Annotated in this window: 8 protein-coding genes; 3 read left to right on the forward strand and 5 right to left on the reverse strand. The window is 51.0% G+C overall.

Annotated elements, in window-relative coordinates; genetic code table 11:
- From GVI43_RS13810 to GVI43_RS13820, 3 genes are all read left to right on the forward strand, one after another.
- Nucleotides 1-1982 (forward strand): VENN motif pre-toxin domain-containing protein (locus GVI43_RS13810; protein WP_159567440.1); only part of this gene is annotated, 1982 nt, incomplete at its 5' end.
- Between the two features lie 395 nt (nucleotides 1983-2377).
- Entirely contained in the window at nucleotides 2378-2971 is a 594-nt protein-coding gene (locus GVI43_RS13815) for a hypothetical protein (RefSeq protein WP_159567441.1), read from the forward strand.
- Nucleotides 2972-3286: 315 nt separating this feature from the next.
- Complete coding sequence (locus GVI43_RS13820; protein ID WP_159567442.1) at nucleotides 3287-3463, forward strand: hypothetical protein; 177 nt, start codon at nucleotides 3287-3289, stop codon at nucleotides 3461-3463.
- Nucleotides 3464-3545: 82 nt separating this feature from the next.
- Here GVI43_RS13820 and GVI43_RS13825 read toward each other — a convergent pair whose 3' ends face one another.
- The 5 genes from GVI43_RS13825 to glgC all read right to left on the reverse strand — a co-directional run bounded on the left by GVI43_RS13825 (nucleotide 3546) and on the right by glgC (nucleotide 11811).
- On the reverse strand, nucleotides 3546-4028 hold the full coding sequence (locus tag GVI43_RS13825; protein WP_159567443.1) for an AraC family transcriptional regulator: 483 nt from the start codon (nucleotides 4026-4028) through the stop codon (nucleotides 3546-3548).
- Nucleotides 4029-4047: 19 nt separating this feature from the next.
- Nucleotides 4048-6189, reverse strand: coding sequence for a 4-alpha-glucanotransferase (gene malQ, locus GVI43_RS13830; protein WP_159567444.1), 2142 nt, complete (start codon nucleotides 6187-6189; stop codon nucleotides 4048-4050).
- A 135-nt stretch (nucleotides 6190-6324) separates the two neighbouring features.
- A complete protein-coding gene (gene glgP, locus GVI43_RS13835) occupies nucleotides 6325-8772 on the reverse strand; it encodes a glycogen phosphorylase (RefSeq protein ID WP_159567445.1) in 2448 nt (815 codons plus the stop codon).
- A 190-nt stretch (nucleotides 8773-8962) separates the two neighbouring features.
- Nucleotides 8963-10396, reverse strand: a complete 1434-nt coding sequence (glgA, locus tag GVI43_RS13840; protein WP_159567446.1) for a glycogen synthase GlgA — start codon at nucleotides 10394-10396, stop codon at nucleotides 8963-8965.
- Nucleotides 10397-10533: 137 nt separating this feature from the next.
- Nucleotides 10534-11811: a glucose-1-phosphate adenylyltransferase gene (glgC, locus tag GVI43_RS13845; RefSeq protein WP_159567447.1), complete on the reverse strand. Its 1278-nt coding sequence runs from the start codon at nucleotides 11809-11811 to the stop codon at nucleotides 10534-10536.
- Nucleotides 11812-11822: the final 11 nt, after the last annotated feature.

The following is an 11822-nucleotide window of genomic DNA, read 5'->3' on the forward strand; positions in this document are numbered from 1 at the left end:
TCATCAGCGGGCGCGATACCAGCCTGATTGGCGCACAGGCCAAAGGCGACAGCGTGTTGATGGACGTCGGCCGCGACCTGACCGTCAGGTCGCTACAGGATACCGACGACTACAGCTACGAAAGTTTCTCACTCAACGTCAGCGGCAGCTACGGCTCAGGCTTTGATATGAGCCTGGGTCTGGTTGTGGACAAAATGGACAGCACCTGGGCCAGCGTCAATGAGCAGGCCGGTATTTTTGCCGGCAAGGGCGGCTATGGCATCACCGTTGGCGGCCACACCCAGCTCGACGGCGCGGTGATTGCTTCTGAAGCCACCGCCGATAAGAACAACCTCGACACCGGCACGCTGGGCTGGAGCGATATTAAGAACAAGGCCGAGTACGACGTCAGCCACCTGTCAATCAGCGTCGGCACCGGCGGCGGCGCGCCAATGGGCTTCCCGGGCGTACCGACCACACCGATTGTGGTGATGTACGGCGAGAAAGCCTCCAGCACCACCAATTCGGCGATTGCGGCGGGCAATATCACCATTCGTGATAAAGAGAATCAAAAGCAGGACGTGGCAGCGCTCAGCAACGATACGCAGAATGCCAACGACGTGCTGGATAAAATCTTCGACGCCGAGAAAGAGCAGAACAAGCTGGCGGCCATTACGCTGGCGGGGGAGATTGCGCAGCAGGTCACGACCATCGCCACCAATATTGGCGTGAAGGCCGCGCAGGATGAGGCGGATAAAAATGCAGGATCGTTGGCTGAAACATTATCCAACGATCCGGATTCTGTTGCGAAGGCTAGAGAAAATCTGGCCAAACAAGATATTACATCGCCGACTGAGGCTCAGTTAAATAAAGCCATTTATGATATGGCTTACAGTAATATCTACGAAGGTGTGATGAGAGACTACGGCACCGGCAGCGATGTTCAACGGGCAATCCAAGCTGCTGGGGCTGCTTTGACAATAGCAATGGGTGGTGGCTCTGTAGGGAATGCAGCGGCAGCGGCTTCAGCACCTTATCTTGCAAATGAAGTGAAGAAACGCACTGAAGGACCAGAAGACAAAGATAAAGTCATCAATGCCATCGCACATGCCATTGTAGGTGCTGCTGTTGCGCAGGGTTCAGGAACTAATGCCCTTGCTGGTGCGGCCGGTGCAACCAGTGGAGAATTGATAGCTCAGATTATTATCAAAGAACTGTACAATGGCAAAAATCCTAAAGACCTGACGGAAGATGAACGTAAGACAGTATCTGCATTGTCGATGATAGCAGCCGGCGCAATTGGTGGCGTAGCCGGAAACAGCTCAGAGTCGTTTGCTACGGCGGCAGGGGCTGGGAAAAATGCAGCGGAAAATAATACAATGAGCCTACCAAAAGGGATATCGGATCACGGACAAAGTGTATCCAGCCTCCTGACAGATATGACACAAAAGGGCTCATCACAGGCAGAAATCGATGCAGCAATGCGGGATTATATGAATGGGAGTTTGCCAGAGGGGGCAAATATCACCAAGGCACTCATTGATCATTATACCAATGGCTTAATGATAGGTGGCGCTTTGTATCTGGGGCCTGCGGCAGCAGCGGGTGAAATGGCCACTAGCGGAGCATTGACTCTGGGTGCGAACGGCGCTTATCAGTGGTATGACTTGAGTCAGCCGGGCAATGAAAATAAGCCATGGGACTACAAATCCAGTATTGGATCATTTGGCATTGGGTTATTGGGACCGGGACGTGGAATAGTGGCAAATACGGGTATATCAATGGGAGGGGCATTCTTTGTTGATGGACCAGATGGCGCATCTCAAGCCGGAGCTATGTTTGGAGGCTTTTTCGGTGGGGTAGTCGGAAAATATGTACCAAATTTGCTTACACCGTATATAGGCCCGTCATTCTCAGGGGCCACCGGGATTGCGGGAGGAGCATTCACCTCTGAAGTGGTGAATGATGCAGTTAAGAATGCTAATAAAAAGGAAGGGCAGTAATGATACTGAAGAAAATGACTCCTTATATTTTTGTATTGGTATTTTTATACTTGACTGGAGCATTTTTTCTGCTCGGATTGGGAGCTCGTTGCGTTGTTGGGTTGATATACACATCATCATTAAATATCTCAACAGAAGATGTTCTCAAAACTTTGATAATGAGTTCAATAACAGGGGCGTTCCTCTCTATTGGCGCTCTTGTATTTAATCGAATAGGTATTTATAACGCCCGAAAAAGGCCCCCATCAGATCCAGATCAGTGAGTACTCTAAACCCAGTTCTTATGAGCTGGGTATTGTGAACTGTCCTTGATTTAATACCCACGTTGTTTTCATATCAATAAACTAAAGTCATTATGACAAGGCAATTGGAATTTAAAGGATTATAGGATTTATATGAATTATCAAATAGCACCTTTCTGGTTCTATTCAGGAAAAATTATCCTGATGGTATTTACGGCAATTGGGTTATCTTTTTTTGGAATAACCGCACTTATTTTTTATGGGCTGTTGATCGGGTTAGTATTTAATATTGCTATTCCTATGCGTTTACATCAGTTAGTTGAAAAAGGGTTTGTTGTTATTCCTGAAAAACTTTCACAGTGGACTATCTATGTGCACGGAATTCCGGTTCAGGAAACGCGTAGTCAGCTGACTAATCCTCATTTTGCAGTTGAAGAGCATATGCGTACTTTCTTTTTGCGATCTTTTATCACCAAAATAATAGCTCAAATCACGGTACTAACCGTGTTGATATCACAAGTATGGAAAGCTGCGCCTACTAATGTCTGGATCCTTAGCATCGCCTTGACGGCTGGGTTCTGGATAGCTGTTAAATGCATTAGCACCTTTATTGCTTTAAATGCAATATTCAGACAAACGTGGCAACACATGGAAGTTGTTACTCGGAATGATAGTGTGTGGTATTGCGCCGGATTCGGTCAAGGTAGTAAGCAAGTAACAGCTTTAGATAAGCTACTCTTACTTTAATTATTTTTTGCGATCCATCCCCAAAATCCAAAATTCCCCGTCCAAAAAGCCGTTACACCAATTGACCCAATCCCTGAGTAAACATACAGTACCTGCGCAGGCGGTTTTTCGCCTGCAAAAGCAAAACCCCGCAGTGCTCGAACACATACGGGGTTTCTAACCAACAAGTTACATGAAGAGGTAACTCATGGCTGTAAAAGAGCATAACCAAACTCGCCCCAAATTTATACTCGTCACCCGATCTAATTTTCGATCCAGCTCGAATAAACGATCTTCTGTTTCAGTCGGTTACCGGCTAAGCGGGGGGACAATCCCATGCTTAATAGCGTTGATTCGACCTCTACCGATCTGCTAGAACTGGCTGAACAGTGCCTTGCCCTTGTCTCAGCAATAATTAACCTTGATGAGGCTTCGCTAACGGAGTCACTCCAGTTTATTCTGCATGAGAAACTAGCCGCTTTATACACGGTATTGTCCGCCAATAACGGCTAATTTCCGGCAGGTCCCGATTAATAGACGCCCATTGGCGTCTATTTTTACCTCTATTGTCTTACCCGATAGCTTAACGCCGTGGCTATTTTTTCATCATCGGAAAATAGATATCGGTGATTAGCTGGTCTTCCGGCGTGTTCATCGGGTTGTTGCGGTAGATTTCATACGAAGGCTGCTCGGTTTTCTCATACTCGCTGGCCGGTAGCCATTGGTTATAAAACTGGTTATAAACCGGTTCCAGAGCAGAATAGGGCCCGACGTGGTGATATACCGCGTAGCAGCCGCCGGTTAGCTCTATGGGGTTGACGATTTCAGACAGACGCTCGTCTGCGAGCGGCTGGTAAAATTCAACGCAGGCGTCTGAACGGCACTGCTCCGGCGCTTTGGTTTTGGGGTTATCGTGGTAAATGGCAATGCCGCACTTTGCCTGAGCCGTGAGGTCGGCGGCTAATATCCAGTCCCATAGCGCGCCAAAGGCTTTATGAATGTCTATGTAGGGTCCGTTGTGGCGAATGCCATATACCGTGGTGGTTTCACGCGTTTCAATGGTGATATTCATATTCATATTATTATCCCTGTTTAATTTATGAGTCTCGGGTGGATTGAACGGCCTTTAATAGCCGGACTATTTCAATATTATCAAAAATACTGTTTAAATCTACAGTTATTTTTCGCCGCCAGTTAGGATATTGAACCGTGGTTCCCGGTACGTTAACCGGGCTATCCATGCCCAGCCAGTCTTCCGGCTGTAGCCCAATCAGCAAGCTGCCGGTGGAGGCAATAAACCGATGAATGTGGTTGCTGAGCGCTGGGGTCATGGGTACGTCAGCCCGCTGCTCCTGCGGGTTCTCATCAATAAAACCGTTATCAAACAGCGTGGTTAATATTTCTCGTTTGCTGCGCTGTCGGTCAGCGTTAAGCTCGGCCAGAATCTCTGGGTCAGGGTAGATCCCCAGCCTTTCGCCCAAATCTAAATCACCCGCCTGCCAGTAGCTGTGCAAGGTTGGCAGGTCGTGGGTGCTGATGGTTGCCATCGCCTGAGCGGGGTAGTCGGCGGGGTTTCTAAACTGGCCTTCGGGCGTTTGCTCAAAGTACAGCACCTTATACGAGAACACGCCGCTCTGTTGGAGCTTATTGACTATCTCTGGCGGAACTATGCCCAAGTCTTCGCCGATCACCATGCATTTTTGCCGCTGGCTTTCCAGCGCCAGAATCGCCAGCAGATCGTCAACCGGATACATCACGTATCCTCCCCGATCGGCAGTTTCGCCATAGGGGATCCACCACAGGCGCAGCAGCGACATCACGTGGTCGATGCGTAACGCGCCGCAGTGGCGCATATTGGCGCGCAACAGGTCAATAAACGGCTGGTAGGCGCGCTGGACCATAATCTGTGGGTCCATTGGCGGTAGCCCCCAGTTTTGCCCCAACGGCCCTAACGGATCGGGCGGAGCGCCGATTGAGGCTTTAATCCGGTAGAGGTTTTTGTCGCACCACGTATCGGAGCCTCCGTCGGTCACGCCGACCGCCAGATCGCGGTAAATGCCGATCGGCATGCCCTGACGCTGGCTGAGGGTAAAACATTCGGCTAACTGGCCGTGGGCCAACCACTGTAGCCATGCGTAAAAGCGTACGTCGTCCGCGTAGTTTTCGACAAACTGCCTGACCGCCGGACTGTTACCGTCGTGATATTCCGCTGGCCACGCAGGCCAGCCCCACATAAAGGGTTCACGGGCCGCATGATAGGCATGAATCGCATCAAACTCAGCCTGCTTTTGTAGCGATTCGCCGTGGTTATACAGGAAGTCGTTGAAGGCACTGACCCTAGGGTGTTGGTCGTCTAAATTTTTAAAATGGCCGTAGGCATGGCGCAAGCCTTCCAGCTTTAGCGCCATCACCTGAGGGTAATCAACCAAGTCGGTAGCGCGTACTGCCTGCCAGCGCTGTTGCACCGGCGCGCTGAGCCACCACGCTTGGGCGGTAACGCTGTTTTGAAACTCGCTAACGGTCGTTACGTCAATATAGATAACGTTTAGCCAGTTGCGTGACGACGGGCTGTAAGGGCTGGCGCTGCCCGGATTAGACGGGTAGAGCGCGTGAATGGGGTTAAGGCCAACGAAGGCACCGCCGCGCCGGGCAACGTGGCCAAGCATCTGTTTCAGGTCGCTAAAATCACCAATGCCCCAGTTGGTTTCTGAGCGCAGGGTATACAGCTGAATACAGGTGCCCCACAGCTTGGTGTGATTAACCAACGGGCGGGGAATAAAGCAGCGCTGTGGGGCGATAATAATGCGACACGACCACTGCTCATCGCCCTGAGTGACGGTTAGCAGGTGATACCCCAACGGTAGGGTTGGCGGTAAGATTATTATCGGGCTTTCGTCTAATTCTGAGCTACCGGAATACTGGTGCGCATCGGCCATCAAAGCCATTGACAGATCTTCCAGCTGTAAATGCCATTGATAAGCGCCGGGTCGGCTGAGCGGCAACCGGTATTCGGTTTCGGCGTAAAAAATCGTCACGCCCGGCAGCGGCGAATGGTCAATATCCTGCCAAAAATCGCTTTCTGACGCCGCCATCGCCGCAAAAAGCCGTTCCCTGACGCTCAGCGGGATGCTCTCTTGCTGCCCTTTGGCATTAATATAGTGGGTTGCTATTCCGGCCAGCTCCAGCGCGTCTTTTTGGGGGGAGTCTGGCAGCGTTGCCTGAAGGGTAAGCTTATCCATGAGTCAGATTCATCATAAATCCCCCGCCGTAAAGCGGGGAAGAAGTGTCGGGTTGATAGCGATACCTTTGGCGTTTAGCGTGGCGATCACGCCGGGCACGTTTGGGTATCGCTCTTGGGTATCGATAGGGTTCAGCTACAGTTTTACCGGTTTAATATTCCAGATCTCGTCGGCGTACTCTTGAATCGTACGGTCAGAGGAGAAATACCCCATATTGGCGATATTGAGCACCACTTTATGCGCCCACAGGTTTGGCTTACGGTACAGCTTATCGACTTCATCCTGCATGTTGACGTAAGAGCGGAAGTCGGCCAGCAGTTGGTAAAAATCACCGAAGTTAACCAGCGAGTCAAACAGGCTGCTGTAGCGATGAGGCTCTTCGGGGCTAAAGAGGCCGGTGGCAATCTGGGTTAAAACCTCATGAAGCTCTTCATCTTCCTCATAGAACTGGCGGGGAAGGTAGCCGTTGCTGCGTAGCGCTTCCACCTGCTCGGCAGTATTGCCGAAAATAAAGATATTATCGTCACCGACGTGCTGTTTGATTTCGATATTGGCCCCGTCGAGGGTGCCGATGGTTAACGCGCCGTTCAGGGCAAACTTCATATTACCGGTGCCCGAGGCTTCGGTACCGGCCAGCGAGATTTGCTCTGACAGGTCGGTTGCCGGAATGATTGCCTGCGCCAGACTAACGCTGTAGTTAGGAATGAAAACCACTTTGAGCCTGTTTTTGATCCGTTCATCGCCGTTCACCACTTTGGCTACGTCGTTGATCAGGCGAATAATCAGCTTCGCGTTGACGTAGGAAGAGGCCGCCTTACCGGCAAAAATAACCACCCGAGGCACCCAGTCTTCATCCGGTGACGCCAGAATACGGTTATAGCGGTTAACCACCTGCAACAGGTTAAGCAACTGGCGTTTATATTCATGGATCCGCTTTATCTGCACGTCAAACAGCGCATTGGGGTTGACAATGACGTTCAGGTTTTCGGCAATGTAGGCCGCCAGCCTTTTCTTATTTTGCAGCTTTACCTGTTTGATTTTGTCAATAAACGCCGGGAAGTCGATATGATCGTTTAAGTAAGAGAGTATGCTCAAGTCGGTGCGCCAAGCGCTACCAATCACCTCATCCAGCAGGGCTGACAGCGGCTTATTGGCAAGGCCTAACCAGCGGCGAGGGGTTATGCCATTGGTTTTATTACTGAAGCGACCGGGGAAGAGCATAGCAAAATCAGCAAACAGTGACTGAACCATTAGCTCTGAGTGCAGCGCCGATACGCCATTGACTTTATGGCTGGCAATCACCGCTAACCAGGCCATACGAACCTTTCGGCCGTTATTTTCATCAACGATCGACACGCGGCTCAGCAAACCCGGATCGTCAGGGTAGTGGCTTTTGGTTATGTCCATAAACTGGTCGTTAATTTCAAAGATAATCTGTAGGTGGCGGGGCAGGTTTTTACCCAGCATATCAACCGGCCAGGTTTCCAGCGCTTCGCTCATCAGGGTGTGATTGGTATAAGAGAATACCTGACAGGTGACGAACCACGCGTCTTCCCAGCTATAGTTATGGTTATCCATCAGTAAGCGCATCAGCTCAGGAATAGCCAGCACCGGGTGGGTATCATTGAGGTGAATGGCGATTTTACTGGCCAGATTGTCATAGGTTTCATACAGCGCCCAGTGACCGCTCAGAATGTCTTGCAGCGTGGCTGAAACCAGAAAATACTCTTGGCGCAGTCGCAGCTCACGGCCGGAATAGGTTGAGTCGTTGGGGTAAAGTACCCGGGAAACGTTTTCTGAGTGGTTTTTATCTTCTACGGCGGCGAAGTAATCACCCTGATTAAATTTACCCAGATTAATTTCATTACTGGCTCGGGCCGACCACAGGCGCAGGGTGTTGGTGGCATCGGTATCAAATCCGGGAATAATCTGGTCATAGGCGCAGGCCAGAATTTCTTCGGTTTCCAGCCAGTGGCTAACGGCCCCTTCGGTCTGAATGCGCCCGCCAAAAAATACTTTATAGCGAATATGATGGCGCGGAAATTCCCATGCGTTGCCGTATTCTAGCCAGTTATCCGGTGATTCAGCCTGCTGGCCGTTAACGATATTCTGTTTGAACATGCCGTATTCATAGCGAATGCCGTAGCCGCGGGCCGGTAAACTTAAGGTCGCCAGTGAGTCGAGGAAGCAGGCCGCTAAGCGGCCAAGGCCGCCGTTGCCTAAACCCGGATCGTTCTCTTCGTTAATCAGTTGCTCAAGGTTAAATCCCATGTCATTGAGCGCCTGCGCTAAGTCTTCGTAAATACCGACGGAAAGCAGGGCGTTAGACAGGGTTCTGCCCATCAGAAATTCCATCGACAGGTAATAAACGCGCCTACCTGACTGAGATATATGCGCACGGGTGGAGCGCAGCCAGCGTTCTACCATTCTGTCGCGCACCACAAAAGAGATCGCATTTAACCAGTCGTGTTCGGTGGCCAAGGCCGGCTCTTTACCAATGACAAATTTCAATTTTTCCTGAATTGAAGTTTTGAGGCTTTCAATTCGGTCAGCGGGTGATTCAAAATTAAATTGTGAGGACATTGTTTATTCATCTCTGGTTTGTGTCAGTGTTTTAGGGCAAATCTATTTTTATCAACAGCCCCGTGAATAATGTTCTGTCACTTGGTTAATACGCTGGCAGATTTTATCGGCCACCTTTATAACGCTGGCCTCAATAACCAGCGGGCTTAGCTTTGAGTATCGTTCAAAAACTCAGCAATACCAGTAAGGTTTATTCTAACTGGCTATACATTTGTAAATATTTCTTAGCCGCGATGTCCCAGCTGAAGTCCATCGACATGGCCTGTCGCTGCACGCGTTTCCATTTTACCGGCTCGGCCCACAGCGCAAAAACCCGTCGCATGGCGTTAGACAGTTCGCTGGCCTGACAGTCACGAAACACAAATCCGGTGGCGGTTTTGTCCGCCAGATTCTCCAGCGAGCAGTCAACCACGGTGTCGGCAAGCCCGCCGGTATGCCTGACCAGCGGTAAGGTGCCGTATTTCAGGCCGTAGAGCTGGGTTAGCCCGCAGGGTTCGAAACGGCTTGGAATCACGATGACGTCGGCGGCCCCGATGATCCGATGGGCCAAGTTTTCGTCGTAGCCGATTTTAACCGCAATCTGCTGCGGGTGCCGTTCAGCCATGGCCAGATAGGCATGCTGTAAGTCGGCATCGCCGCTGCCCAGCAGCATTAGCTGGCAGCCTTCGTCTAGTAGGGTTGGCAGGGCTTCCAGCAGTAAATCTAAGCCTTTTTGGTCGCTCAGGCGGCTGACAACGCAAAACAGCGGTACGTCGGGGGTAATTGATAGCCCCGTAGCCGATTGCAGTTGGGCTTTGTTTTCCGCTTTGCCGCTTAGCTTTTTAGCATGGTAGCTTTGCGGGAGCAGCGCGTCTTTTTGCGGGCTCCAAGTGTTGTAGTCGACGCCGTTGAGTATGCCTTCCAGCTTGCCCCAGTCCCGGCGCTGGCTGAGCAGGTGTTCCATACCAAAGCCAAACTCGGGCCGGGTAATTTCCTGTGCGTAGGTCGGGCTGACGGCGGTAATTTTATGAGCGTAGTACAAGCCCGCTTTGAGATAGGAAATTTGGCCGTAAAACTCCAGCCCTTCCGGCTGCATAAAGTGCCACGGAAGCTGAAGCTCATCCAGATGGTGGGGAGAGAACAGACCCTGATAGGCCAGATTATGAACGGTAAACACAAAGCGCGCCGGGTAGCCTTTGGTCGCCAGATAGGCACCGGCCAGCCCGGCGTGCCAGTCATGGCCATGAACCACCTCCGCCTGCCAGTAGAAATCTATACCGCAGGCCAGTTCGCAGGCGATCCAGCCCAACAGGCCAAAGCGTTTATAGTTATCGCCATAGTCGAGCTGTGAACTGTCGTGATACGGGCTACCCGATCGATCGTACAGATGCGGCGCGTCGATCAGATAAACGCCAACGTTGTTGTAGGTGCCGTAGCGTAGAGTGACTCTGCCGGCAAAGGTGTTGACCTCGGTGACGATTACGGTGTCTGGAATTCCGGCCAACAGCGCCGGAAAGCCGGGCAGCAGTAGGCGTACGTCGGCACCGGCGGCAATTTGTGCGCCGGGCAGGGAGCCAATCACGTCGGCCAGCCCTCCGGTTTTCAGCAGAGGAAATAACTCAGAACATGCGTGTAGAACTCGCATCTTGTCTCCTGAATATTCGTTTCTTTAACGCGTCGAAATAATGGTTAACCGCTTGGTTAACGCAATTCTTCGGTTAAACAATCTCGACCGACCCGCGGTGGCAACCTGATTGAAACCACCGTCGGGGCAGCTATTGGCTAAAGCTTTTTCAGCATCTCACGGGTAACCAGAACGATACCGCTTTCTGAGCGGTAGAACCGGCGTTCATCCTCTTCGGCATTTTCACCGATGACTAAACCTTCGGGTAAATTACAGGCCCGATCGATGACGCAGCGGCGCAGGCGACAGGAGCGGCCTATGTACACGTCCGGCAGTAATACCGTTGAATCCAGCGTGCAGAACGAGTTTATTCTAACCCGAGGGAACAGTACTGAGTTGAGCACCACAGAACCCGAAATAATGCAGCCAGCGCCGATCAGTGAGTTCATGGTCATGCCATGGCTGCCCGAGCGGTCTTGGACAAATTTGGCCGGTGGCAGCGGTTCCATATAGGTTCGAATTGGCCAGTTATGGTTATACATATCGAGTTCAGGCGTGACCGAGGCCAGATCGAGGTTGGCGCTCCAGTAGGCGTCTAAGGTACCCACATCGCGCCAGTATGGCGTAGCGTTAATATCTGAGGTGACGCACGACAGGCTAAACGGATGCGCCCATGCGACCCCTTCGGATACCGCTTTCGGTATCAGATCTTTGCCGAAGTCATGGCTGGTTTCCATGCTGTTGCTGTCTTCTTCCAGTAGCTTATACAGATATTGAGTATTAAAAACGTAGATACCCATGCTGGCTAACGACATATCAGGGTCGTCCGGCATGGACGGCGGATTGTTCGGTTTTTCTAAGAAGTTCAGGATCCGATGGTCATCCGCAATGTCCATCACGCCGAATTCGGTGGCTTCCGTGCGGGGAACGGCGATACAGGCAACCGTGCACTGGCTGCCTTTCTCTACGTGGTCGAGCAGCATGCGCGAGTAGTCCATTTTATAGATATGGTCACCGGCCAGAATGACGATGTACTCTGCGTTGTAGCGGCGGATAATATCTAAATTTTGGTAAATGGCGTCGGCGGTACCGCGATACCATTCTCCGACGTCTTCACGCTGCTGGGCCGGTAATAAATCGACGAATTCGTTCATTTCTTCATTGAGAAACGACCAGCCGCGTTGAATATGCTGTACCAGAGAATGTGAATGATATTGGGTTAACACGCCAATGCGACGGATCCCCGAGTTCATACAGTTAGACAAAGCAAAGTCAATAATGCGGAATTTTCCACCAAAATGAACCGCCGGTTTGGCGCGTTTTGAGGTTAAACCTTTCAGGCGTGAACCTCGTCCTCCGGCTAAAATGAGCGCCACGGACTGTTTTGGTAATTGCCTTGCCAACATTAACTGATGGTTTGTATCTGTCTTAACCATTTTTCCTCCTA

The organism is Budvicia diplopodorum, from assembly GCF_009800925.1.
GTDB classification, from domain to species: domain Bacteria; phylum Pseudomonadota; class Gammaproteobacteria; order Enterobacterales; family Enterobacteriaceae; genus Budvicia; species Budvicia diplopodorum.

Coding starts and splice junctions, on each gene's coding strand:
- glgA (WP_159567446.1), bottom strand. CDS start 10,396: ATGCGAGTTCTACACGCATGTTCTGAGTTATTTCCTCTGCTGAAAACC.
- GVI43_RS13825 (WP_159567443.1), bottom strand. CDS start 4,028: ATGAATATGAATATCACCATTGAAACGCGTGAAACCACCACGGTATAT.
- GVI43_RS13815 (WP_159567441.1), top strand. CDS start 2,378: ATGAATTATCAAATAGCACCTTTCTGGTTCTATTCAGGAAAAATTATC.
- glgP (WP_159567445.1), bottom strand. CDS start 8,772: ATGTCCTCACAATTTAATTTTGAATCACCCGCTGACCGAATTGAAAGC.
- GVI43_RS13820 (WP_159567442.1), top strand. CDS start 3,287: ATGCTTAATAGCGTTGATTCGACCTCTACCGATCTGCTAGAACTGGCT.
- glgC (WP_159567447.1), bottom strand. CDS start 11,811: ATGGTTAAGACAGATACAAACCATCAGTTAATGTTGGCAAGGCAATTA.
- malQ (WP_159567444.1), bottom strand. CDS start 6,189: ATGGATAAGCTTACCCTTCAGGCAACGCTGCCAGACTCCCCCCAAAAA.